The organism is Polynucleobacter sp. MWH-Jannik1A5 (genome assembly GCF_018881795.1).
GTDB lineage: Bacteria > Pseudomonadota > Gammaproteobacteria > Burkholderiales > Burkholderiaceae > Polynucleobacter.
This window is the reverse complement of record NZ_JACVPQ010000001.1, coordinates 1,171,691-1,195,916: the sequence shown is the minus strand read 5'-3', so window position 1 is coordinate 1,195,916 and position 24,226 is coordinate 1,171,691. Positions and strand designations below refer to the sequence as shown.

The 24,226-nt window shown below is 38.4% G+C and carries 23 protein-coding genes; 1 reads left to right on the top strand and 22 read right to left on the bottom strand.

Features of this window, described 5'->3' with window-relative positions; all coding sequences use genetic code 11:
* The first annotated feature begins 65 nt into the window (after positions 1 to 65).
* Positions 66 to 1,145, top strand: a complete 1,080-nt coding sequence (locus ICN23_RS06085) for a glycosyltransferase (RefSeq protein ID WP_216231337.1) — start codon at positions 66 to 68, stop codon at positions 1,143 to 1,145.
* 761 nt (positions 1,146 to 1,906) lie between these two features.
* Here the strand turns inward: ICN23_RS06085 and ICN23_RS06080 are convergent.
* From ICN23_RS06080 to ICN23_RS05975, 22 genes are all read right to left on the bottom strand, one after another.
* The gene (locus ICN23_RS06080; protein WP_216231336.1) at positions 1,907 to 2,890 is read right to left on the bottom strand and encodes an NAD(P)-dependent oxidoreductase; all 984 of its coding nucleotides are present in this window, start codon (positions 2,888 to 2,890) and stop codon (positions 1,907 to 1,909) included.
* Complete coding sequence (locus ICN23_RS06075; protein WP_255532716.1) at positions 2,890 to 3,492, bottom strand: SIS domain-containing protein; 603 nt, start codon at positions 3,490 to 3,492, stop codon at positions 2,890 to 2,892. The genes ICN23_RS06080 and ICN23_RS06075 overlap by 1 nt, the downstream gene beginning before the upstream one ends.
* On the bottom strand, positions 3,464 to 4,453 hold the full coding sequence (locus ICN23_RS06070; protein WP_216231335.1) for a GHMP kinase: 990 nt from the start codon (positions 4,451 to 4,453) through the stop codon (positions 3,464 to 3,466). Before ICN23_RS06070 ends, ICN23_RS06075 begins: the two co-directional genes overlap by 29 nt.
* Before the next feature lie 7 nt (positions 4,454 to 4,460).
* Positions 4,461 to 6,356: an HAD-IIIA family hydrolase gene (locus ICN23_RS06065; protein ID WP_255532715.1), complete on the bottom strand. Its 1,896-nt coding sequence runs from the start codon at positions 6,354 to 6,356 to the stop codon at positions 4,461 to 4,463.
* 34 nt (positions 6,357 to 6,390) lie between these two features.
* Positions 6,391 to 7,212, bottom strand: coding sequence for a glycosyltransferase (locus tag ICN23_RS06060; RefSeq protein ID WP_216231333.1), 822 nt, complete (start codon positions 7,210 to 7,212; stop codon positions 6,391 to 6,393).
* Positions 7,209 to 8,186, bottom strand: a complete 978-nt coding sequence (locus tag ICN23_RS06055) for an NAD-dependent epimerase/dehydratase family protein (RefSeq protein ID WP_255532714.1) — start codon at positions 8,184 to 8,186, stop codon at positions 7,209 to 7,211. Before ICN23_RS06055 ends, ICN23_RS06060 begins: the two co-directional genes overlap by 4 nt.
* 28 nt (positions 8,187 to 8,214) lie before the next feature.
* A complete protein-coding gene (locus tag ICN23_RS06050) occupies positions 8,215 to 9,114 on the bottom strand; it encodes a glycosyltransferase (RefSeq protein WP_216231332.1) in 900 nt (299 codons plus the stop codon).
* Positions 9,115 to 9,196: 82 nt separating this feature from the next.
* Positions 9,197 to 9,955 carry a glycosyltransferase gene (locus tag ICN23_RS06045; RefSeq protein WP_216231331.1) on the bottom strand — a complete coding sequence of 253 codons (759 nt, stop codon included), beginning with the start codon at positions 9,953 to 9,955 and terminating at the stop codon, positions 9,197 to 9,199.
* A gap of 2 nt (positions 9,956 to 9,957) precedes the next feature.
* Entirely contained in the window at positions 9,958 to 11,124 is a 1,167-nt protein-coding gene (locus ICN23_RS06040) for a hypothetical protein (protein WP_216231330.1), read from the bottom strand.
* 86 nt (positions 11,125 to 11,210) lie between these two features.
* Positions 11,211 to 12,152, bottom strand: coding sequence for a hypothetical protein (locus ICN23_RS06035; RefSeq protein ID WP_216231329.1), 942 nt, complete (start codon positions 12,150 to 12,152; stop codon positions 11,211 to 11,213).
* Positions 12,149 to 13,252 carry a DegT/DnrJ/EryC1/StrS aminotransferase family protein gene (locus ICN23_RS06030; RefSeq protein ID WP_216231328.1) on the bottom strand — a complete coding sequence of 368 codons (1,104 nt, stop codon included), beginning with the start codon at positions 13,250 to 13,252 and terminating at the stop codon, positions 12,149 to 12,151. The genes ICN23_RS06035 and ICN23_RS06030 overlap by 4 nt, the downstream gene beginning before the upstream one ends.
* A 63-nt stretch (positions 13,253 to 13,315) precedes the next feature.
* Positions 13,316 to 14,305, bottom strand: a complete 990-nt coding sequence (locus tag ICN23_RS06025) for an NAD-dependent epimerase/dehydratase family protein (RefSeq protein ID WP_216231327.1) — start codon at positions 14,303 to 14,305, stop codon at positions 13,316 to 13,318.
* Positions 14,302 to 15,024, bottom strand: a complete 723-nt coding sequence (locus ICN23_RS06020) for a bifunctional 2-polyprenyl-6-hydroxyphenol methylase/3-demethylubiquinol 3-O-methyltransferase UbiG (RefSeq protein ID WP_216231326.1) — start codon at positions 15,022 to 15,024, stop codon at positions 14,302 to 14,304. The genes ICN23_RS06025 and ICN23_RS06020 overlap by 4 nt, the downstream gene beginning before the upstream one ends.
* Positions 15,014 to 15,841: a methyltransferase, TIGR04325 family gene (locus ICN23_RS06015; protein ID WP_216231325.1), complete on the bottom strand. Its 828-nt coding sequence runs from the start codon at positions 15,839 to 15,841 to the stop codon at positions 15,014 to 15,016. The genes ICN23_RS06020 and ICN23_RS06015 overlap by 11 nt, the downstream gene beginning before the upstream one ends.
* Positions 15,829 to 16,743, bottom strand: coding sequence for a glycosyltransferase family A protein (locus ICN23_RS06010; RefSeq protein WP_216231324.1), 915 nt, complete (start codon positions 16,741 to 16,743; stop codon positions 15,829 to 15,831). Before ICN23_RS06010 ends, ICN23_RS06015 begins: the two co-directional genes overlap by 13 nt.
* Entirely contained in the window at positions 16,740 to 17,822 is a 1,083-nt protein-coding gene (locus ICN23_RS06005; RefSeq protein WP_216231323.1) for a CapA family protein, read from the bottom strand. The genes ICN23_RS06010 and ICN23_RS06005 overlap by 4 nt, the downstream gene beginning before the upstream one ends.
* A 50-nt stretch (positions 17,823 to 17,872) precedes the next feature.
* A complete protein-coding gene (locus ICN23_RS06000; RefSeq protein ID WP_216231322.1) occupies positions 17,873 to 19,282 on the bottom strand; it encodes an asparagine synthase-related protein in 1,410 nt (469 codons plus the stop codon).
* The gene (asnB, locus tag ICN23_RS05995) at positions 19,275 to 21,071 is read right to left on the bottom strand and encodes an asparagine synthase (glutamine-hydrolyzing) (RefSeq protein WP_216231321.1); all 1,797 of its coding nucleotides are present in this window, start codon (positions 21,069 to 21,071) and stop codon (positions 19,275 to 19,277) included. The genes ICN23_RS06000 and asnB overlap by 8 nt, the downstream gene beginning before the upstream one ends.
* Position 21,072: 1 nt before the next feature.
* Positions 21,073 to 22,185, bottom strand: a complete 1,113-nt coding sequence (locus ICN23_RS05990; protein ID WP_216231320.1) for a phosphotransferase family protein — start codon at positions 22,183 to 22,185, stop codon at positions 21,073 to 21,075.
* A 28-nt stretch (positions 22,186 to 22,213) separates the two neighbouring features.
* On the bottom strand, positions 22,214 to 22,927 hold the full coding sequence (locus ICN23_RS05985) for a hypothetical protein (protein WP_216231319.1): 714 nt from the start codon (positions 22,925 to 22,927) through the stop codon (positions 22,214 to 22,216).
* A gap of 3 nt (positions 22,928 to 22,930) precedes the next feature.
* Positions 22,931 to 23,836, bottom strand: a complete 906-nt coding sequence (locus tag ICN23_RS05980; RefSeq protein ID WP_216231318.1) for a glycosyltransferase family 2 protein — start codon at positions 23,834 to 23,836, stop codon at positions 22,931 to 22,933.
* Positions 23,837 to 23,853: 17 nt separating this feature from the next.
* Positions 23,854 to 24,226 (bottom strand): hypothetical protein (locus tag ICN23_RS05975; RefSeq protein ID WP_216231317.1); only part of this gene is annotated, 373 nt, incomplete at its 5' end.

The following is a 24,226-nucleotide window of genomic DNA, read 5'->3' as shown; positions in this document are numbered from 1 at the left end:
TCAAATCCTGGATTACCCTCCTAAAAACCTCGTAATACAGCCGTTTTAGTATTTATAATGATTTAATGTTCAGTATATTAATAGCCTTTTTTACCTCTTTTTTTGCGACTATTCTGATAGTTCGTACCCAAAAATTGCATAAGGGGTTCAGTGGAGATCACGATTTTGATGGCCCACAAAAATTCCACACTACAGCAGTTCCCAGAATTGGTGGGTTAGCGATTGGCCTGGCTTTATTTGTGTCGCTAGCTGTCAGCTATCAAAACAATGAAGGCGGCAATGAAAAAATGCTTTTCTTATTCTGTGCATTGCCTGCTTTTGGTATTGGTATAGCGGAAGATATATCTAAAAAAATTGGTATCCGCACTCGGCTAATTTTCACGGCATTTGGGGCATTACTGGCAAGTATTCTACTAAATGCTCAAATTACCAGCTTAGATATTCCGGGGCTTGATTTGGTTTTATCCATTTCAGCAATCTCAATCATATTTACTGTCTTTGCAGTTACAGGCTTAGCCAATGCTTACAACATCATTGACGGCTTTAATGGGCTATCAAGCATGGTGGGAATCATTAGCTTATTGGCACTTGCTTATGTAGGCTTTAAATTCAATGACCCATTTATTTTCAATTTAAGTTTTTTGATGGCTGCTGCCATTTTGGGATTCTTTATCCTCAATTACCCTAGAGGCTTGATTTTTCTAGGTGATGGCGGGGCCTATCTCATTGGATTTTGGATTGGTACACTAAGCGTTCTCTTGGTAGCTCGTCATCCAGAAATCTCTCCTTGGTTCGCATTGATGGTAAATGCCTATCCAATTTTAGAGACCTTATTTACGATTTACCGGAGAAAATTTCATCAAGGTAAAAGTCCTGGTCACCCAGATGGGCTTCATCTACATTCGCTATTCTTTAGGCGCATTCTCAATCAGGCGGCAATTAAGAATGAATTAGATTGGTTTAATGCGAACTCCAGAACAGCGCCCTATCTTTGGAACATGAGCAGTCTGGTAACGATTCCGGCAATCTTCTTTTATCAATCTACATCAATTCTAATTTGTCTCTTCATACTATTTACCCTATCTTATATCTGGATCTACAAGAGAATGGTGACCTTCAAAACACCTAAGTGGCTGCATTTTTGAGGAATATTGTGACGCCTCGAAGTGCTTTACCCATCTAACTTGGGTCACTTAATTTTGATGCAATAAAGCAAGCGCAACCAATCAAGTAAAAAAACATTAGCGTTAACTTAATATGAAATGACTAAGTAGCTTTACTACACGCTCAATAGGCAATACCATTAACTCTTTAAGTAAAATGACTGTAAGAATAATTTATTATGAGTAGATGAAGTAGTAGGATAAATTTAATAGCTCATAGTATTTTCATCAGACCAATTTAAGATTTAAAAAATTTATAATTTCGATATGATTTACGGAAGTTATTAACAATCATTAAGAATACATCCCCCAAGAAAATCTATTGCATTGAAAGTGCATGCATCAGACATTTAGGAGTTTATCAAGTACTATAAATAATATTGATTGGCGCAATCACTTACTTTTTCCCAGGATTTGGGAGAACCGGTGAATCCCCCGCCCCACTCTAAATGAGAATTAGTTGGTTTTGTTAAAAAAATTTATGTCTTGAATCTGCCGGTGCCGATAATCCTTAGTGGTCACTTTATTGCCCGAAATGCCCTAGTCGGCATTGTCTTGTGCTCATCCTGCTGAACATATGAAACTGATAGCAGCCCAAGTTCCAAATAACAACCTTCCCGCTACGAATCCTTGTCGAAACAGAATTAGGATTTCTAACTTATAACCGGGAAGCCGCCTATTGATAACCTGTATGGCTTAAAGATAGCTGCCCAAAGATTTGAAATGAGTTAATTCCGCGATCATTATTCCGAATAAAAAACTTTCTCAGCTTTATGATCCTCCATAAACTCAAAACGGACTGTTTTTTCAATCGCCTCAATCAATGGAACTGGCGGAATAAAACCAGTAGAATCGACTGCTGATTCATACACCGAATTAGCGCAAAACTTTTTAACCCTAATTGCGCTAATGGGATATTTTTTATCAGTAATTCTTGCGATCAGATCAAAACAAGAACCAATTAAAAGGCCAATTGAAGATGGTAATCTAAATTTAACATCAGCAGACCTATTCAATAATTTATTCACATGCGCAACTAAAGCATTCATCGTGAAATCCGGCTTGTCAATATAGTTAAATATATGCACGCCTGGTTTAAATTCCAAAGAATACTCTAAGAATGCTGCAACATTTTCAACGTAGGCCATTGACTTTCTATTTAGGCCACTCCCAACCATTAAAAACTTACCAGAAGCAATTTGTCTAAGCAAATTAAAGACGTTCCCCCTATTTCCCTCTCCGAAAACTACGGTTGGGCGAATAATGACTAGGGTACGCCTTACGGGATCTTCAGCCTGCCAATCTTTATAAATTTTCTCCGCCTCCCACTTAGTGCGGCCATAATCATTAAAAGGGGCAATTACAGCAGATTCATTGGCTCCCAAGGGAGCAAAACCATAAACCGCTACTGAGCTAGTGAAGATTATTTTATTAATGCCTTTTTCTCTAGCTAAATCACATACATTTCTAGCTCCATCTACATTCACTTCGTCATATAAGCTCAATGGTCGAATATCATCACGATGCTCTGCAGCAAGATTAATCAATGCTGATGGCTCCATAGAAAAACTAATCGATAATGGCAGACGGATATCTGCACTTAATACCTTTTCAGGGAAAAAGTCACTTGGGGATTTATCAATAATCTGGAATGGTTTTTTAGATAGGCTAAGAAGTACTGATAGCCTTGTACCTATAAAGCCGCTACCTCCGATAATTACATTCATTACTTAATCGATAATCCACATAAGGTTTTCATCACCATGTGACCAAACATTAGATGTACATCCTCACATAGCTGCATATCAAAAGACTCCACCCAAACAGAAAATCGAGATAACTCTTTCACCCTACCGCCATCATATCCCACTATAGCTAAAGTATCCCCACCAATGCTATTAGCATACTCAACTGCCTTAACTACATTTGGTGAATTTCCACTACCGCTAATAGCAACCAGTAAGTCGCCTTTATCCATGATTGCTTTTAACTGGCCAGCAAAGACTTCATCATAAGATATATCATTACCGTAAGCAGTAATCAAGCCAATGTTGTCACACAATGAAATTCCTCGGAATTTTTTTCCCGTGGCTAAATTAACCATCTTGTTCCAATCGGTAACATAGTGGGATGCTGTTGATGCACTCCCTCCGTTACCGCAGGTAATAATTTTTTTACCATCCTCAAACTTTTGCTTGATTAAGTCTACTCCAGCCTGAAACATGGGTATATTTAAATTTGAAGCAAGGTCTGCATGAGCCTTGAAATAATTATCGATTGAAAAATTCACTTTATTTAACCTATCCATGATTTGGGCTGTAAAAGACAATTTGGGCGCCATTTCGGTCAAACCCAAATTTAATAGGAGTTAGGCCACTTAATGAGGTCTTAATTTTTTCATGATTCTCAGGGGGCGCATAAAACATAATGAACCCGCCATTTCCAGCGCCCAATAATTTCCCGCCAGTTGCTCCAGCCTGAATACCTTTGCAATACCACTCATCTATTTGAGGATCGGTGATTCCACTGGCTAACTGAGATTTAAGGCGCCAATTTTCATTAAGAATTGCACCAAAATTCTCTACATCCCCAGACTCCAACTCCTTCTTTAACTCAAATGCTAGTTCAACCATACGACGCATAAGAATACGACGCTGCTCCAGCTTCATTGCCTCTGACTGGTTTTTTAGGACATCAGAAGCGCTCCTAGTTCGCCCAGTAAAAAGGACTAGAGTTGATTCATCAATCTTTTTGATAGTTTCGGGCTTGCAAACAACTGGATCTATTGAGACGGAGTCATCTGGATGAAAACGAATTAAATTCAAACCACCATAAGCAGCAGCATACTGATCTTGCTTGCCAATGGGCTCTCTGCAACGACCAATCTCTATCTCGCAAGATTGCTTTGCTAATGCTTCTTTGGATACATATTGATTTTTAAATGCATGCAGTGCATTTAATAGGGCTACTGTAAAGGAACTAGAAGAGCCTAAACCAGATCCACGAGATGGGATGTCTGCCATGGACGCAATCTCTATCCCACCTGGAATGGATAGCATACTTAAAGCTTGACGCACCAATGGGTGCTCAATTTCAGACACCTCATTTACCTCCTCTGTTTTTGAGTAACTTAGACGTATTTTTCCGTCAAACTTCTTATTAACGGCAACATAAATATATTTGTCTATTGATGTTGATAAGACCGCGCCTACCTCTTCTCTATAGAAAGAAGGTAGGTCGCTACCACCCCCAACATAACTCATTCTCAATGGTGCTTTACTTACTATCATTCTGGCTCTAAAAATTTATTTGGTAATCTGCCTTATGAGCAGCAGACTTGATTAATGAAACCTCATCAATCTCTCGGGACATAATTTTTTTCATAAAATCATCTTGCCGCTCTTCGCGCCATAAATACTCCTCATGCAAACGCTTCATACGTAAGGCATCATCCACATCAACATGAATACTTAAATTTGCTAAATCAAGAAGGCGTTTATCTAATATTGCAGGCACTCCTTCAAATATTACGATATCCGAGGGGCCTATTGAGGCTTTTTTAGATTTTTGAACTTGCTTAAGCTTACGGTCATACTCTGTATACTCAATATCAAACCTTACAGGGCTTAAAGCTACTCTTCTTGCTTGCTCAATAAGGACCTCTAACCGATAGCGGCCCAAAACTCCGGCACCCTCTTGACGCTCTTCTGCAGGCTTCAACCACCCATCTAAAGGCAATACATGAGATTTTTTACCGATTAAGCTTAGCAATTCAGCCAAAACATTAGCAATTGACGATTTGCCAGAACGAGATGCACCTCCAATCAGAATTACTCTGGAATTTGCTGCGCAAGATACCAATGGCATTAATTTTGAAACAGCATTAGTATGCCCATGCAAAACCCATTCTATAGCGCCAACAAGATCATTCGCCACAAAATCTGGCTCAACATCATATTTATAGTCCCTTCCAGAAAAACCTGTCCTTACCAAAATAGTGCTTAGACCAGCTCGCTTACCAGCCAAAATATCCGCCGTGGTGTCGCCCACCATCCAGGAATCCCGACGGGAAATATTTAATTCTTGAACTGCCAAATCAAATAATCCTGTTTGCGGCTTGCGGCAGAGACATTCCATCTTCAACTCTGGTATTTCTCCTGGAAAGCCTTTATCCGGGTGATGTGGACAAACGTACATACGGTCTAGATAAGCGCCCTTTTCCCCAAGAAGTCTATCCAGCCGAGCATGAATTTTTTTCAAGCCCTCCGGCGATACATCCCCTCTCGCCAATACTGGTTGATTAGTAACGCCAATGGCCAATATTCCGGCTCTATTGATTCGCTTGATAGCCTCTGCAGAGCCATCCAAAAGCTTTAACTTATCCGGAGCATTTAAATGATTAACCTCTAAATTTAATGTACCATCCCGATCGAGAAATACTGCGGTCCTAGGATTACGTCCCGATAAGTTTTCTGGTAAACCTTGATTGATATCCCGCTCAACTTTATCCAAACGTTCCGGCGTACCCATATCCTTGATATATTCTGGCGTCACATATCCATACAGAATTTTCCCAACATCTAATAGAGCAGGAAAAGTATTCTTAGCTAAATCAGTTTTTCGATCAACAGGAATAACATTAATTAAGCTCTCCTTATCTAGGATATAAAGAGCAGCATTAACTAAATTTTGGTAATCAACACCTTCGGGATGCGGGTATGAGTGCACTCTGATCAATGCTCCGTCGTCACCCACTTCCATCAAATCAGAATCTTGAGGATGATCATTGGGGTGCAGAAATAAAGTGCCAGCAGATTTACGCCTACTATCAAAATCCCAAAACATCTTTAAGTTTATATCCGCATAAGTATCGCCGTAGAGAACAAGAAAACGGCTACCCATAACATCTAAAGCATCTAATAAAGCGCCCGCAGTTCCTCTAGCTTCATGCTCAACCACATAAACTAACTCAACACCAAATTTGGCCCCGTCTCCAAAGTACTCCTTAATCATTCTATATTGGTAATGCACTAACAATGCAATTTTAGTAAACCCATTTTTATAGCAAAGATTAATTTGATGTTCGAGCACTGGAACGCCATTAATCAGAGTCATAGGCTTTGGTAAATCACCGGTACGAGATTTGAGTCTAGACCCCACGCCACCCGCAAGAATTGCAACCTGACAACTCATTACATGATCCTTCGATAGTGCAAAAACCTATTCATCATTTTCTAAATTGAATCGAGCGGAAGATAAATTTTTGCAGCGATTGTGGCAAGTTTGCCCAAGCGAGAATACCTAAAATTCCAATAATTTTTTCAAAGCTGTGCGGCCTAGAAAAATTTTTAATGCGTGCCTTAATATTAAATTTCCAATTTTCTTTTGTTCGATTTGTATATTCCTGTCTATACTTGACCAATGAATATGGTAAGTTTGCAAACCTAATATCAAATCTCAAAAGTCTAAGCCAAAGCTCCAGGTCCTCCGCAAATCTAAATGATGGGTCATATATGCCACCAGATATTGACTCTATCGACTTTCTAAACATTACAGTTGGATGCGCCATAGAGTTGGAATATATAAATTTTTTTACAATTTCCGAATGATTTAATGGGTAATCCCTATGCCCTATGAACTGCCCGGATGTATTTATTACATCTAGAGCACCCCCTACAACATGCACCTCTGGGTGATTTTCAAGATACCTCACCTGCAAAGCCAATCTATCGGGATAACATACGTCATCGGAATCAAATCTAGCTATTAAATCCCCCTTCGCCGTCCTGATTCCTAAGTTGAGGCTTGCTGCTAAACCCACCCTACTACTCGGATGCACATATAAAAATCTAGCGTCTGCTTCACAAAACTTTTTGCATACGTTAATTGTTTCAATCTTTGTACTTTCATCAATAACAATGCATTCAAAATTTTCATAGGTTTGGCTCACTAAACTATTTAAACTTTCTTCTAGGATAACAGGATCTTCGTTGAAGCAAGGAACAATACATGATACTTTCGGAGCCTTATGAAATCCAGAGAAACTCATTTAGCCAGTTCCAAAGAAATCTCATTTATTGCTCGCTCAATAGCTTGAGCAGAATTTAATTTTGGAAGCCATCCATATGACTGTAAGCGTTCAGTTGAGTAGGTAAATTTTGGGACGTCACCTACCCAACCCTTGCCTCCTTCACCGTAAATAATTTGAGCATTCGGGCTGATGTTGGCCACCACCTTCTCGGCAATTGACTTAACAGTTATACCTTCATCTATCGGGCCAACATTAACCACCTCTACATTTCCTTTAATTGATTTACTGCGAATTAAAAGTAGTGCATTAACCAAATCTGAAACGTGAAGGTATGACTTCTGTTGGGTTCCATTACCTAAAACATTAAGAACATTATCATTCTTATATAGCTTATTAATAAAGTCCAAAATTACACCATGCGTCGCAGGCGTACCAACAACATTTGGGAATCTAAAAATATTTGCACGCTCTAAAAAATTTTCAGCAGCAGCACTTATCTGCGCTTCAGAAGCAAGCTTCATTGCACCATAATTTGAGATCGGAAGTAATGGGCCTATCCCCTCATGCAATAAAGTCGACCCAAGATCACCATAAATTGCAGAGCTTGAAGCAAAATGAATAGACCTAATGTCACACTCCTTCATTGCGTTCAATATTTCAAAGGTAGTTAAGAATGTATCTTTTAAATCCACCATGGGGTCAATAACTCCAGCAGGTATATCTGAGTTTGCAGCCAAATGCCAAACTTCATCAACAAAGCCAAGCCCTTTAGCCCATTTAAAAACATTTAGAGTTGCAGACCTATCCGATAAATCAGTATTGAAAAAATGAATTCGATCATGAGCGATCGATTTTGCTGAGCCTAGATAGCGCTCTTGTCCGCGACTAAGATTATCAAGGATAACAAGCTGCCGCCCCTCTTGAGCCAACATTGGTAGTAAATTGCAGCCTATAAATCCAGCACCGCCAGCAATAATTGATACGTTCATCATTTACACATCCCCTAGTTAATCAAGACTGCTAATGATTAAACTCACCTACACGACCTGCAATAAAATCTCTAATCCCCCACATTGAATAACAAATTCTTTGAAATTTACGGTCGGCAATCAAGATAATAAGAACCAATTTTAATGGCAATTTAATCAATTGTATTAAGCGCCAGGAAACAGGAGATTTTGAAAATAGCATCATTCTCAAGATATTTCGGTACTGATAATAATGACGAATCGGGGTCGGCAACCTTAACCCAAATCGAGTACAAACCCCCAGTCGGTGCTGGATTGACACCGAAGCAGACAAAAAAAGTGGCACACCTAGGGATTTGGCACGCCATCCCCACTCAAAATCCACACAATCAATAAATAATCGAGAATCAAATACCCCCACTCGATTAAATATGTCCATTGATATAAGTGCGCCTGAGCTTGTCAATTCATTACAGGGCACCAATATGAGATTAGTATCAGCGGTTTTTGCATTGCTAAGGTCTTCACCACCAGCACTTATTGTGCGGGCGCCCACCACTGCAGGCTGAACCGGCGATAATTTCCTTGCGCGCAACAAATCAGCAACAAGAGTATTCGATGGCGTGCTGTCGTCATCCATAAAAAGTATTTCTGTAAATGACTTTTTGCGTGCCCAATTAATTCCTATATTTTGCGCATGTCCAATACCAAAATTTGCACCAAGCGCTAGAAAGTTAACATCATAATTAATGCATAACCCTTCAATTTCATCGCGGAAAATAATATCTGTTGAGTTATCAATCACGAATACCACGCATTGCTTCACCAGTGATTCCAAGGATTGCGTAAGGAGATTAAGATCGCTATTAAAAGTTACAATTACCGCAACAACATCAGAATTTATGGGCGCCGCAGAAAATAAAGTATCGCTAGAGTGACGTATATTCAGCAAATCTTTTACCTAATAGGTTATAACAGCTCGAAATACTCGCCAAGAATGGTAATAAAAAAAATTCCGAGACTTATAAAGCTTACTAAAATTTTTCAGTTCGATAGGTGCGAAAAATAACCAGCCACGAAAATGGTACTATAGACTTAATTATACATTTAATGACAAATATATTGTTTATGGTGATATATTTCAATATAGAAAGTTTTAGCTTGCTGACCACCTTTAAGTGGGATAACAATAAACTCAATGGTCTAGAATTTGATTGACCCTCGGCACTATAGAGCGCAATAACTTCAGGCAACACTCTACAACTAAAATTTTTGACGACCTGGAGCATTAGTAACATGTCTGCGGATAAGCCAATACTCTCATCGTACATAAGTGGTAAAAAAATTTTACGCCTAACAAAAAATCCTTGGTGAAAATACTGTGCGCACGGGGATACTGAACCTATTCCAAAAGTATTAGGAATAAATGGTATTTTATCAACACCATTTTCTTTTATTTTTACCCCATAGAAATATGCATCACATTTTCCATCAATTATGGGTAAACTCAATAAAGAATCACCAGAGTTTATCCAAATAAGATATGAATCCACAGGGGAATGAAGAGCCCCCTTATTCATTGCACTATATATTCCTCCGTCCTGCTCTGAAACGAAGTAATGAAGATGATCAGATATGGATTTAATATAGTCTGCAGTTCCATCGCTTGATGCCCCGTCAATAATTACCCATCTGATATGGTCAGTTAGCTTTGGTATCACAGATTGCGCTGTATATTTAAGCCCTTCCAAGTCGTTGCGAGTTACAGTAATTATAGTTATATCGACCTGCATTCTTAAGGCTTTCCTGGATCTTTTATTACCACTGCATACTTTATAAAGTCTCGATATCTCAATATTATATACATTAAAACGATATGGTAATTTGGATCAAGCAAAGATCCATTTGAAATCAAGTAAAAGGAGAGTAAATAAATCAACAATAAACTTTCTCGAGTAAAAAAAGAAAAAAAATAGCTGGCCCAAATGAAAATCCCGATCATTCCTAAGCCAATAACGCTGACTGAAAAGAAATCGTATCCACCATAAAAAGCTAGGCCCCTTCCAAAAATAATTTCCTCAAAAGAGCTATTTTCAAAGACACGAAAAAAACCAAGAATCCTATCGGATTCAAAATTAGAAAAATCGCCACTTAGTATTTTTACTGCGTCATAGACCTTGGCTAACTGCACATCAATAAGATTTGTCCATGAGTAAATAGCCAGGCACATAATAAGTAGGGCAATCAGAATACCAAAAGATTTAATGCTGATTTTTTTTGCATACGCATAAACTATGATTAATCCGCCAAACCCAGTGGTAGATCCATTCGCAAGAATGGTTGCCGTAAAAAAACAGATTTTTTTCCAGTCCCTCCGCTCTTCCGTCATATACGTTAGGGCCAATGCGAGACATAACATAAATGCAAACTGGGAAGATTCCAACTGAAATCCTGGCACCCGATATAGGTATGGCGCCCAAATGTCAAAGACATATCCAGCAACTTGTGTTGGATAAGTAAGAAGACTTAGCAAAACACCTTCTGCGCCAAAATTCATTAATATTTGCTGCACCCAAGACCATGCACTAGCAATTACTGCATAAGCCAAAAAAGCATTAACAAAACTCTTCGAATTTATAAAAAAAAGAGTGACGAATGGCAATGCAGCATAGGTTACTATAAAATTTATATCACTGATCGTTGGGTATACACCCAAAGAAGATCTTAATAGAAAAATTGCTGTAATTCCAATAAAAAAATAGAGGGATCGAAGAAAAATTATGCGATCAACCTTCTCTGCAGTGATTGCACGTATAAATGCCGCTAAATATACAATGTGATTATTCGGCAGATAGAAGCCAGTAATAAATGCGATTAAACTTAACCCCGGGCTTAGCAATAAAAAAACAATTAAAATCTCTAAATTACATCGACGCATCATGGGTGATTGTAAAAAAGTCATTAAAAAAACGGGTTATGCATACTAAATTAGCAGCAATCTATTCGGTTGATAAAAAATATATAGCGCCTATGATTTGAGCGCACATCTTAATCAAGATTTACCACTCTAATTCGCCCTAATTTATTAATTAATCTTTTAATTTCCCTCGCTATAGATATTGCCCATTCCTTGATTGATACATTTGGCCTTTGGGGGCGCGCAATAAAATTAACTGCGGCTAGTAACTTTATAGCTTTACTAATATCCAGTAGATAGGGGCGGTAAATTCCATTCATTATGGGTTGAATCATTGCTAACGGAGGCGCCAATAAGACTTTATTGTTTTTTAGCAAGCGTAAACCTTGAAAGTGATATAAAAAGGCATCGCTGTATGGGTAGCGTTGAATATTCCATGGCGCTAAGGTATAGCCACCATATGAGAGGATATGCACCTTATCTGGAAAGAGCTCGCTCCACTTATTTAGATATAGCTGATCTCCAAACTTACCATCCTCGTATTTTGCATAACACCACTCTATACATCTCTTTTGCCACCAATCTAATACAGAACTCGAGGGCCCTCTGACAAAGGTCATAAATTGAACGCAGTATATTCCTGCGCTATCTGAAAAATCATACTCAGGATAATATGCATGTTTTGTTATCAAGACAGACTTCTCGTGCCCTAGCTCATCAAATGCAACTGAAGGCTTATCAAGAAACCATACATCACTGTCAAGGTATGTAACTCGTTCAATTGAGGCGTCTTCAGAAAATACAAAGCTCGGCGTAAAAGGCGTAAGGGTCCAGCAATACTCACCTATAGTGCGCTCTCCCTTTACCCTTAATAACTCTTCGGTCTCATACTTTCGCAATTGAAGGGGGCGAACATTTTCAAGTTTTAGTCTTGATAGAACTTCAAAGGCTGTATCATCTACGCAGACCACCCAAAGGGTATAGTCTTTTAGATGCCTTTCCATTGACATTTGCAGCGCTATACCTTGCGGCATAAAAAGACTATCAAATAACGTTACAAAATGCTCCATCATTTTATTCCGAATGAATTAACGCCATCTATAACTTTTGCAATTTCATTATCGGTAAGTTGCGGATGGCAAGGCAATGATAGACACTCTGCAGCATGCCCATCGCTAACTTTTAAGCCTTTGGGATCAGATTTAAATGCCATGCATGGTTTCTGCTTATGAATGGGTATTGGGTAATGAATGAGCGTCTGTATCCCAAGCCCCAATAAATGAGACTGAAGATCTTGTCGATGACGTGATGTAACTACATATAAGTGATGGACATGAGCTGAAGCCTCTTGTGGCCTTGAAAGCTGGTTCACATTCGAATTTTTAATGCCGTCACGATATGCTGCCGCAATATAATCCCTTCGCTCAGTAAAGGAATGTAACCAACTCAATCGCTCAATCAGCATAGCAGCCTGAATTTCATCGAGCCGACTATTCATACCCAACTCAGGGTGGTGATAACGCTCGCTCTGACCATAGTTACGCAACCTTTCAGCTCGCTCCGCCAGACCTATGTCTTGAGTTACCAACATCCCAGCGTCACCCTGAGCGCCCAAATTTTTTGTAGGGTAAAAACTATAAGCGCCCGCAACACCAAAACTGCCTGCAACTTTACCCCTCCAAGTAGCAAGATGCGCTTGCGCACAATCTTCAATCAAATAAACGCCATTTTCATGACAAAAATCTTGCCACAACTCCATATCGCGCATCTGTCCATAGATATGTACCAGCACAATAGCTTTCGTATGTTTGCTTATACAACGCTTTACGCTCTCAAGTGAAAGAAGCGCACTTTCAGACTCAATATCTGCAATTACAGGAGTAGCGCCCGCGCGCAGGATTGCAAGTACAGTAGCAAAAGCAGTCATTGATGTAGTGATCACCTCATCTCCAGGCCCAATATCCAACCCACGAAGCGCAATCTCAATAGCATCCATGCCATTACCTAGACCGACACCATGACTCACGCCACAAAGTTTCGCCCACTTAGCTTCAAATGTCGCGACTTCATTTCCGAGAACATACCAACCTGATTCCAGCACTCGCCTCACCGCAACCATCATTGCCTCTCTCAATTCAGGCGGCTCAGCCTTAAAGTCATTCATCAGAATCATATTTTTCACCTAGTATTTAAAAGTTTACGAGCCTGGCAGCCCCGACGGCATCATCATGTCAAGCTAAGTTTCCCAGTAGCTTTCCTGATGTTTTTTATAGTAGGTCAAAGTTTTTTTAAGACCCATCAATAGCGGAACCTTCGGCGACCAACCAAGCTCTCTCGAAATTAAGCTGAAATCACTGTAATAGTCGCCAATGTCTATAGCCTTGCGATCTGACGGAAAAGGAGTCAACTCAAACACCCCTCCCGGAACTAAGGCAATCATCATTTCCGCCAAGGACTTTAGCCCCACAACCTCAGAGCTGCCAAGGTTGTAAACTTTCCCATTCACCTCGTCACTTGCACCAGCCAATAGTAGCGCATCGACACAGTCATCAACATAATTAAAATCACGAAGTTGCATGCCATCACCAAAAATCTTTATTGGCTTACCCTCAATCAAAAGCCTAACCCAGATACCAAGAAAGGTTTGACGGGCATCCTTAACCCTCATTCCCGGACCATAGGTATTAGTTAAGCGAAGGGCGCACGCGCGAATGTTGTAAACATTGTTATAAAGTAAGTGATACCACTCGCCTGCTAACTTATTGATACCATTAACATCAACTGGGCGCACAGGATGCTTTTCATCTACAGGAAGATAATCGGGCTTACCGTATAACTGCCGCGTACTAGCAAATACTATCTTAATTTCGGGATTTACCTGTCTGCAAGCTTCTAAAATCGATAGCTGAGCTGCAGCATTGATGTCCAAATCAGCTTGAGGATTACTCATTGAATCCATATGACTTGTTTGGCCTGCAAGATTAAACAGATAATCCATACCTTGCAATAAATATCTCATAGAAAACGGATCGCGCACATCACAAATATTTACAGCAACGTCATCTCTTATACCAACAATATTAAAATAGTTGCCGCCATACTGAGGAATTAGGCTATCAACAAGGGTCACTTTCGCACCTTGCGCCACAAGTATGCGCGCTAAATTGGATCCAATAAAACCAAGTCCGCCAGTAATAAGCACATTTTTACCAGAATAAATAGTCACAAAACTTTCTCCGCATATATAACCTGATCAAGAAAAAGATCGGGATTATTTGGTAATAGCCTACCCGCAATAATTCCAAATAGATTAATTGCGGCCATAATGGTAAAGGTAAAAAATAACTTTGGTATCTTTGGCCAATTCAGAGTTACTTTATAAAGATATGCATTTGCAATCTGAAAAATAATTGATGCATCTGCCCCAAGTTTTAGCTGAGTAATAACTCTGAATCCATTATTTTCAAGCAGTGTCCGAAGTCCAAAACTCGAATAGCGTGCATAGTCATAGGGCTGTTCATGTTCATCCCATACAAACGGCACAGTTAAGAGCAACTTTCCGCTCGGCCTTAAAACTCGATTTATTTCGGAAAGAAAGTTGTCTGGGTTAAACACGTGCTCAAGAACCTGATTACATAGGGCAGAGTCAAAAATTTCATCTTGGTATGGAAAACTAAATCCATCATAAAAATCATCAGCGATCGCCTTCTTTCTGGCCTCAACGCTATCAATATCTAAACCACGATAACAATCAACTTTAAAGTATTTTCTGTACGGTTTGGTGCCACAACCAACATCAATCAAACTACCGCTTATCCCAATTGATAGCTTGTAGATCGCATCAGCTAAATTTTTTCTAGCCAAATAAAAAGGGTTTATAAAAATACCAATGTAATTTGGATAGAACATTTGATTTCGACGAAAATTTTTTATTTTATCTATCATTCGCTCGCTCAAATATGAGACCCAAAAATTCCATGGATGGGCCGAAAAAAACATGCCTCACTCCCTCTGGGCACAAAAATTCTTCGGTTAACTTCCAGTTGGTTAACGAACTTAGCAAATTTCTCAACGATAAAATTCGCATTGGGTAGCTAACTTTGCATATTTTCTCGGGAACTATTTGAATGCAAATTTTTTCTCGCTCATCTAAGGCAAATGGCGTGCGATCAAAAATTAAGATGGAGGCATCAATTTTGTTAATTTCGGAAATAAGATCGTCTACGTGAGGCAAGTATTGCGCAACACTAGAAAGTAAAATTACATTCGGTTTATTAACTTTTAAACAATCTTTAATTGTATTGAAAAATTTAATTATGTCATTTTGTATATAACGCTCACCAGCGTGAACAAAATTTGACTGCTCAACAACAGACCATGAAACTTTTTTTAACCCCAATAAAAATGGGCGGTTTTGAAAATAACTACTACCTAATGCTCCTCCAAAATCCAACACATGTAGCTCTCCAGAGTTTTTTGCAGCGGCTAGCATTAATGCAGCAGTAACTGGCCAAGAATACTGGATCTTTTGAAACAAAATTGAGTCTCGCTCAAAAGCAAATTCGCCTCTCTTAACCTTGAGCGTAGCATCTAATACTTTCTCTAGTATCACGTCCGCATGATAGCCAGACGACAAGGCAACTGCTGTTCCCCAAGTTGGGTAGCTTCCTTTCCAGTAAATTTCCTTATGCAATAAGCTACGTAGCATTTGAAGAATAGCCGGAGGTACCCAAGGCTTAATTATTGATTTTATTGAATCCATTTATTTATTCTGCTTGAAATAGCATTAATCCTATTTGCGAATATGCTAGCAAGATAAGGTTTTTTTTTCCGAAAAAAGTTTTCGAATGCAGCTTTAGCTAACTTGGATTCCTCAACTCTCACTTTGCTTAAATCAATAGGGTTGGGGCTCATAATTGCATCATAGTCTTTATTGGTATAACAATGTGTTCCGCTACTATCATTGCCAATATTGTGAACTAAACTTCGACCAGGGTATAAAGTTAATTTATTTGCAAGAAATGTTGATGCGTACCAACGCACTGCCCATGAATCATTCAGACCCCTAATTTGACTTTCAAGCATTCTTGAATAGCCGTATGCACCATTAAAGTCAAAGGATTCGATCAAGTTGCCAGCTTTAAGACCATCCAATAGGGCCCGTGCATTTGGGTTGAATACCTCCCATCCACGCCGCCATGTAGCCCAGCCCCAACAGTCAGATCCGCGTAAAAAAAACGCATCCGGTAGAACTTCATTTACCGGGTAAACGTAACCATGAATACTTGCCACAGATTCATCTTTTCTATACTGCAATAATGCCTCATTCATGTATTTGAGAAAATATGGCGAAGTGACTATATCATCCTCAAGAACAATTACTGATTCATATTCACCCAAAGTATTACTTACACCATTAATGATTGACCTGCTGAGCCCATAGTTTTCCTCTCTTAAAATAATTCTTACCGATTTAAATCCTTTGATCTCTTTTAGATATTCTCTAACACTAGCAACCTTAGGCATCATTTCATGGGTCCGGGCAGCATCTGAATAAATAATTAAATCCGATGATATGCATTCTGCATTTTGCAACAATGCTTCAATAGTTTTTTTTAAATGATCCAAGCGTGCATATGCAAAAAGAATTATTGGGGAATTCATTTAAATAACTTACCCCAAATAGCACGCTCAACAGCCCATCGATGAGACTCAATTTGAATATTATGCAAAAGAAGTAAATAATTTTCGCGCTCGGACCTTCTACACCGTAGGGCGTTTCTCAAAATATGATGAGCATTTTTTAGCAGTTTCGAGAATTTCATCCGAACCCCAAATCCATTAAGTGCTACCTCATAATATTTCGTATAAACATGTTCCCAAAAATGGTCGCAAATCTTTTGAACCTCCAGCAAATATGAGTCGATATTAATCAGTCTATCGCAAAGTGATTTATAGTCTTGTTGAGCTGTTATTGATAAATCCAGGTCCACCAAGTCAATAGTGGATTTCAATGGAATAAGCCTTGAATTCAAGCCTCCACTATCAACTGTCACCTCTACAAGGCCTCCAGAAAAGGTTTCCCCATGATCAAACATAAAGTCCATATAAAAGTTTCCAATACTGTAATAAATCATAGATCCTTTATAAGATTCTGCCCCCTGTAGAACGTGTGGATGATGCCCAATCACTAAATCAGCACCCAACTCAACCAACTCTCGGTAACGATTGCGCCACTCCGGCAAGGGCAAATCAACCATTTCAAGTCCCGCATGTACCTGAACTATCACTCGATCACAAAATCTCTTGGCATCTTGAACTGCTTTTCGCGCCAAAGGGTGGTCTACCCTTGCCACACCCTCGTAATTATTCCCCAGCACATCACCATGTACCCCAAACTGAGCCTCAGAAAAAGCAAGCAATCCAATAGATATTTCATCGCCATTGATGATGGATGGCTTATAAATTGACTCGCTATTTAAGCTGGCGCCAAAATATTCGTTTGCTTTAAACTTTTTTAAGGTTTCTCTAAAACCATCTAATCCAAAATCCATAATGTGGTTATTTGCAAGACAAAAATGCGTTGCCCCAACGGATTTTATAAATTCCAGTGACTGACTGCTCTGAGAAATTGATGGACCGGCTTTGATTGCCCTAGATAAATCACCCGCATGAATAGGGCCTTCGAAATTTATCCCAATAACATCAGCCGAACCCAATAACTTGGATAAGTTAGGGCCCATATTGGGCTTTGATGTTCCCGAAATACAATAATCACCTAGAAATAATAGCCTCATAAATACTTCGTACGGTTATTTTCTATAACTTTCAACATTAGATCCTCAATAGGCTTGATAGTCATATATGCGGAATAGGCAACCAAAGCTGTATCTTTTAGCCCAAAGAGGCGAAGTCCAGCACCAATCCTGCCAGACGACAATACCTTGTGGGAAAAGCCAAGATGCCACTTGGTAGCAATAACATTAGAATTTATCCACTCTAAATATTTTGGCCGAAACACGCTAGAAAGAATATTGATCCTTAAGGGCTCTAATGGTCTTTCCAACATACCTAAATAATCTAAATCATTTTGATAAAGCATAGGGGAATTAGAGCGCTCTACATCAAGATTATGCTTCGATAAAAATTCTTTTTGCCACAGTCTGTTGCGCCATCTACTAGGCTCAATCGTTAGCATCGACATTGCCACCTTAATATCTGCAAATGGAGTATGCGCAGAAAATCCAAGAAAACTTGGAACCTTTAGTAGATAAGAAAGGAGAATCATTTTTGTTCGAACCAAATAGAGCACTCTATATCTCTCATCTTTTAATAAAATTCTTTTTTTCTCAAATTCTTCAGCAATAAGATCTTCTTTTGATTTTAACAAGCACTGTGTTTCATCAGCAAAAGCTCCATGAGAATATCCAAGATTTTTTAGATCATCCGGCACTAATGGTTCCGAAGTATTTGGACTTCCAGCCCATGCATCACCAACAATTCCACTTATTACAGGCATGACGCCATAACGACTTTTTATTTTTTCGTAAAACTCCCATTGATACATACCATGGGCATGAGTGGAAATACCATACAATGAAACCCAGTTGGGTAAATAATCATGAAATTTCCCAAGCTCAATCAGCTTCCAAGGCACATTTAACTTCTCGCATATAGCTTTCGCATTAACAGCTTCAAATGACCTAGACTGTTTAAAGCTTATTCCATATGTAAAAGCTTGGATATGCTTATGTTCGGAACAGAAATAATTAATCAACCTTGAGTCATAACCCCCACTCATTGGTATACAAATATTTGAATTTTTAAAGTTGTTTGCAGTTAATTGCACAGCCGAGGAAATTTTTTCCATAGCATCAACCTCAGAAGTAACCAATGAGAGATAACTTAGGCACGGATCTTCATCTTCGAATATTTGAAACTTTCCTTCAGAGTTTTTGCTAAGCACCTCGTTTTGTCGCAAAAAATAAACATCTTTAACAGGGGTTCGACCAAATACACAATATCCAAATTTCAGATAATTAATAAGTCCGTCCGGATCCAATTCAAAGCTATTGAAATCAATAACATCATTGATGTTGTTTGCGCATAACCCCGTTCTAGTGTTATAAAAAATATTGTTTATACCCAACCAATCCTGCCTAATTAAGAAACTTTGTATTTCCTGCGTTACTTTATTATTCAAATTTTTCTGCGCCTTTTGTAATATTTTTCTCAAAAATAGCAATTAATGCAGATTTGCTGGGCTCAAATAAACCTTCTTCGCCATTAACCTTCTTGCGAAAATATTCAATCCCGCCAGAAACTCTCAATGGGTAATTTTGCAGCACATGTGAGTCTCTTATCAAATTAGATAGTGCACGTCTAATCACCTCGGACCCAACTAAACTTGGCAAGTCGGATGAAAAGCCATGCTTAGCTTTATATTCATATATGAAGCTATTGTTATATTTTTTTAGTATTTCCCTAAGAATTGCCTTGTTTCCAATTGGGTTTACCAATTGATTTGGCCCTAAACTCAATCCAAATTCAACCACCCTGTAATCCAAAAATGGTGCTCGTGACTCAATTGAATATCTCATTGATAGCCGATCAAAAGCTCTTAAAACAATGGGAAGTATTTTGTACTGAATTGCTTCATGAATGGCCGGCTTAAAACCAACTCTTATACCGCGCAACCTAAATGCATTCAAAATGCAAGATAGCATGAAACGCCATTTTTGCATTGATGTGGTTTGCTCTTCATGACCAGTTGAATAGATAATGCGTATGAGTTTGTAGGCCTCATGTAAATTCATACTTTCAATTGAATCTATAATTGCCTCTCTTATTAAGTATGTATACCCACCCAAAACCTCATCGGCACCATGGCCCTCAATAACAACCTTATAGCCTTTTTTTGCAATCGCCTCATACATCAATCTGTAGGCCCTAGTAGAAAAACTCCATATTGGATACTCAGTACAACTCAGGTCGTCGGACAAATCATCAATCGTCAAACCCTGTAGATCTAAATCATCTGTAATAACAGTACATGAATCCCCATACTTTGAAGTAAGAGCCATCACTCGATCCAACTCGGAGGTCGCGGCGCCAGGATGATCAAATGTAAAAACAGCAACAGGTAAACCCAGTCGTTCCTTGATCAATGTGTAGATTGTCGACGAATCAACACCCCCGCTCAGCGTCATGCAAACAGGCACATCAGCACGCAGCCTTATTCGAATTGCATCGACAAGTAAATCCTCATAATCGCCTACAATTTTGGACTTATCTGGGGCCTTCTCGCTTGAGGGCAGAATATACCAGCTAGTTTTCTTAAATCCATCACCATCGATCACAATATATTCCCCAGCCCCCACTTGATATATCGACTGTATTAAAGTTTCTGAGTTGTAATCTGTAGCCGTGTCATCAAAGTAAGCCTTTATAGCCACATCATTTAGTTTTATGCTTTTTACTACCGAATAAAGAGGGGTAATCTCAGATGAGAAATAAATATATCCATCAACCTCAGTAAAATAGAGAGGCTTGACACCAAGACGATCCCTAACAAGAAATAATTTTTTTTCTGATTTGTTATAGTAACCAAACGAAAACATTCCATTCAACTTGCTTAACTCACCAATCCCGAAGTGATCTAAAAAATACTTCAAAACCTCGGTATCAGATTCGGACTTAAATTCATATTTTTGAGAATGAAAATAAGTTTCACGAATTTCTTGATAGTTATAGATCTCACCATTAAATATAAGAGCCGAATTTTGATTAAACATTGGCTGGGATCCAGCTTCAGAAATATCCAATATAGCTAGCCGTTGATGCCCTAAGATAACCTTATCATCAATGACAATGCTCCCTTCTCCATCTGGACCGCGGTGCCTCATGGCCTTAAAGCCATCGCTTAGGAACCTATGTTGATCGATCCCAATTTTATTGGCTCCAGTTGCATATACCCCGATAATCGAACACATATTAGATTTCCCCAGGGCTAATTGAGTCCCTTATTGACAGCAGCACCTTCTTTATGATGACGAGAATTTCGCCGCCATCATCTTGCCACTCATCGGTTTGATGCCTTTTAAAGTTTTTTACTGCCATTTCCACTATAGAAAATAATATTCCAAGCTTGATTTGGGTTGCGACTGGTTCAACCCCAAGAACCCTTTGAAGGTGCTCAACAAACATCCCTCCTGAGGGGCCAAAAAATTCTGCATTGAAAATATTTTCCATAGAAATTTGATGAAATTTTTTCCATGCCAACGCATCTTTGTCATAGATTTTGGGAATAATTAAGTCATAAAAACAACAATGATTTCCGCCATTATCCCAATCAATCAATATAAACCTATCCCCCGTATATAAACAATTATCTGGAGTCAAATCGCCATGCGCAAATTGAATGACCATGGGGAGGGAATCAAAAGCCTCATTTGGATTGATCAGGCCATAGATCTCATTGAATAAATTGAAAATTTCATTAAACTGAATTTTTAAAGAAGATTGCTGGCTTATAGAATTGCTAATGTTGGAATCTAGTTCCATTTTGATTTCTCGGACCGAGGAAACGCTAAAGTGTCCTGAAGAAAAAATATTACCCAAAAGTTGATTGATAATATTCGGATATATTTCTTCCCAGTCCCTCCAGTTAAGCCGCCTCTTAATTGGAATAATCTTTTGCATTAATACATCATGCGCATTAAAGCTAAACTTGCGAATAACTGGGTTAGATAATTCGGGGAATAGGCGCTCTGCGATGACATAATTATCAAAAAAATTTGGCTCCAAACTAGATGCCACCCCCTTAACAATTACACCCTCATCCTTCCCAATGAAGAGGTAGCCGTTTAAACTTTTTTTTAAGAGGCAATTTTGCCTCATGAAGCCATCAATTCTCTCAAACTTATTTAACCAAGGCAGTAATTTTGCCCGCCAGCTTAATTTATTCGCATTTTTACGTAAATCAGTCTTGGCCCCAAACCAGTTTTTACACTTGAATGCCGGTGACAATAAATCGTTGTACTTTTCAGCATAAATAGGTCTTATACCTATATGCGCTAAGACCAAATTAACTTCCGAGAAAAACATGATAGCGCCCCCACATTCAAGCTAGATTTCACGTCTTTTTAACAATAAAAACCGTCCTTCGATGATTTTTTATTTTGTAGTGAGGGTAACTAGCCGCCTCAAATGTGCCCAATCGCACTATCTCCGACTGAGAAAGAGCCTTCTTCAAATACGCTTCAAGCCAATCAGATGCCACGCCTTGGAATGGTAAGTTAAACTCTTCAGCCACCTCCTCTTCCCCGCTCTCAAAAATTAGAGCCATGTTCGTAGATGCCCAAACCTCCTGCAACATTAAAGTTGCGCGCTCTAAGCCGAAACTAAAAACCCAGTGGTGCCATATGGATAGAAGAATAGTTACATCAGTTCGAGGAACAATAGAAACATTATCAGGGCTAATGCTAATATTAATAAAAACCTCATTATCGCCATTTCCTAACTTAGATTGAACGTAACGAGCAATTCTCAAGAAGCGCTCGTTATTGTCAATTCCTACAGCATATAAACCACTTTCTACAGCTGAGTGACAAAAGAAACCGACACAACAGCCAATATCCTTAACTGTTCTAGCTGACTTTGGGATGTATTTAATAATTGCTTGCCAACGGTTAAAAGTCTCAACACCCCTCAAAGAAGCATCTTTTATGCCCACCCATGGCAAAGGCTGATAATCAAATTTCGGCTTATCAAAGAATATTCGAGTTGTATCAAGTCGAAACGCAAGCTTAGTGTAGGCATTTTGTACAAGATTGCTTAATTTTTGCATAGGTTATCGCTTTCTGGCAAAGAGATTTAAAAAGGTTTTATACGATAATTTTATTAAATTTATGAACGCTATCCTTGAGGAAATAATTATTACCTCAAAATAAACTTTAAAGCTAAAATATTCATGATTTGCTTTAATAAAATCTAAAAATATTCGTTTTTTTGCAAAACTATAATCAGATTCTGACAATTGATTTTTGTATTTTTCAAGCCAAAAGCTTCTATTAAAGACATATTCACATTGAATCCAGTAATCAATAGATAATTTAAACGTTTTTCGATGATCAATATTTGTTCTTGATAATACTTTTGGAATGTAAAATGCGTCTTTATTATATAGGACAGAAAAATCAAAATCATTTTTTCCAATAAATAAACTAGAAAATCTATTAGTACCGATAGCTATCTTTCCATATACATTAGAAACTATTGATCCCAAAAATCCACCATCTATCATGTTAAGCTTTGCAACTTTTTCAACACTAAGATATCCATCAAGCTTATTCTTTGAAATAGATATCTTTTCATAATTATTAAATTCATAATCAAAAACAATTGCTCCAATTTTTGGATACATTTTGATTACATTATTAACCTCTTCAATGCAGGACGGCTTTAATTCATCCCCACAAAACAAGAATTTTATATACTCATGTGGATATCCTTGAAATATATCCAAAACCCGATTCCAGTTTCCAGTTCTTCCTAAATTATTTTCATTGCGATAATAATCTACATATTGATTTGTATGGTAATGATCTTTTATAATTTTTTCCGTTAAATCAGTTGAGCAATTATCCACAATAATGATTTTGCAAGGATCTGTTTGCAACAAGCAGCTTTCAACAGTTTTTAATATTCCGAGCTGGCCATTATAAACTGGGATAGCAATTAAAATTTTAGAATTCAAAATAATTTATAAATGATTTAAGAATTTAAAGATAATATTTTATTAGAATATAAAAAAGTTAAAAATGATCTCAATAATAGGGTGAGGAAGAAGGCTTCTGCAGCCCCAATTGCGCCATGAAATTTAATCAAAATTATACTAAATACCGCACCTGTTAAAATAGAAAATAACGTAATTGACGATATAACAATTGATTTGGATTTGAATATTAATACTTGGTTGTACACAGAGTAGCAACCATTAACTGTGTAGGCCCCACAAATCCATGGAATATATTCTATTGCACTTTGAAATTTCTGACCAATCAACAGCTCAAGCGAAAAGTGTACAAGAAGCAAAATTATCAGCGAAAAAGCAAGTAGCGTAGATGTTATAAAAAACGCTGCTCTT

Bases quoted from the DNA above. Each gene is read 5' to 3' on its own strand.
- ICN23_RS05985 (WP_216231319.1), bottom strand. From the start codon at position 22,927: ATGCAAAAATTAAGCAATCTTGTACAAAATGCCTACACTAAGCTTGCG.
- ICN23_RS06020 (WP_216231326.1), bottom strand. From the start codon at position 15,024: ATGATAGATAAAATAAAAAATTTTCGTCGAAATCAAATGTTCTATCCA.
- ICN23_RS06055 (WP_255532714.1), bottom strand. From the start codon at position 8,186: ATGATGAACGTATCAATTATTGCTGGCGGTGCTGGATTTATAGGCTGC.
- ICN23_RS06045 (WP_216231331.1), bottom strand. From the start codon at position 9,955: ATGCAGGTCGATATAACTATAATTACTGTAACTCGCAACGACTTGGAA.
- ICN23_RS05990 (WP_216231320.1), bottom strand. From the start codon at position 22,185: ATGTTTTTCTCGGAAGTTAATTTGGTCTTAGCGCATATAGGTATAAGA.
- ICN23_RS06040 (WP_216231330.1), bottom strand. From the start codon at position 11,124: ATGACTTTTTTACAATCACCCATGATGCGTCGATGTAATTTAGAGATT.
- ICN23_RS06035 (WP_216231329.1), bottom strand. From the start codon at position 12,152: ATGATGGAGCATTTTGTAACGTTATTTGATAGTCTTTTTATGCCGCAA.
- ICN23_RS06065 (WP_255532715.1), bottom strand. From the start codon at position 6,356: ATGAGTTGTCAGGTTGCAATTCTTGCGGGTGGCGTGGGGTCTAGACTC.
- ICN23_RS06010 (WP_216231324.1), bottom strand. From the start codon at position 16,743: ATGAATTCCCCAATAATTCTTTTTGCATATGCACGCTTGGATCATTTA.
- ICN23_RS06005 (WP_216231323.1), bottom strand. From the start codon at position 17,822: ATGGGCCCTAACTTATCCAAGTTATTGGGTTCGGCTGATGTTATTGGG.
- asnB (WP_216231321.1), bottom strand. From the start codon at position 21,071: ATGTGTTCGATTATCGGGGTATATGCAACTGGAGCCAATAAAATTGGG.
- ICN23_RS06030 (WP_216231328.1), bottom strand. From the start codon at position 13,252: ATGATTCTGATGAATGACTTTAAGGCTGAGCCGCCTGAATTGAGAGAG.
- ICN23_RS06015 (WP_216231325.1), bottom strand. From the start codon at position 15,841: ATGGATTCAATAAAATCAATAATTAAGCCTTGGGTACCTCCGGCTATT.
- ICN23_RS06080 (WP_216231336.1), bottom strand. From the start codon at position 2,890: ATGAATGTAATTATCGGAGGTAGCGGCTTTATAGGTACAAGGCTATCA.
- ICN23_RS06060 (WP_216231333.1), bottom strand. From the start codon at position 7,212: ATGAGTTTCTCTGGATTTCATAAGGCTCCGAAAGTATCATGTATTGTT.
- ICN23_RS06070 (WP_216231335.1), bottom strand. From the start codon at position 4,453: ATGATAGTAAGTAAAGCACCATTGAGAATGAGTTATGTTGGGGGTGGT.
- ICN23_RS06085 (WP_216231337.1), top strand. From the start codon at position 66: ATGTTCAGTATATTAATAGCCTTTTTTACCTCTTTTTTTGCGACTATT.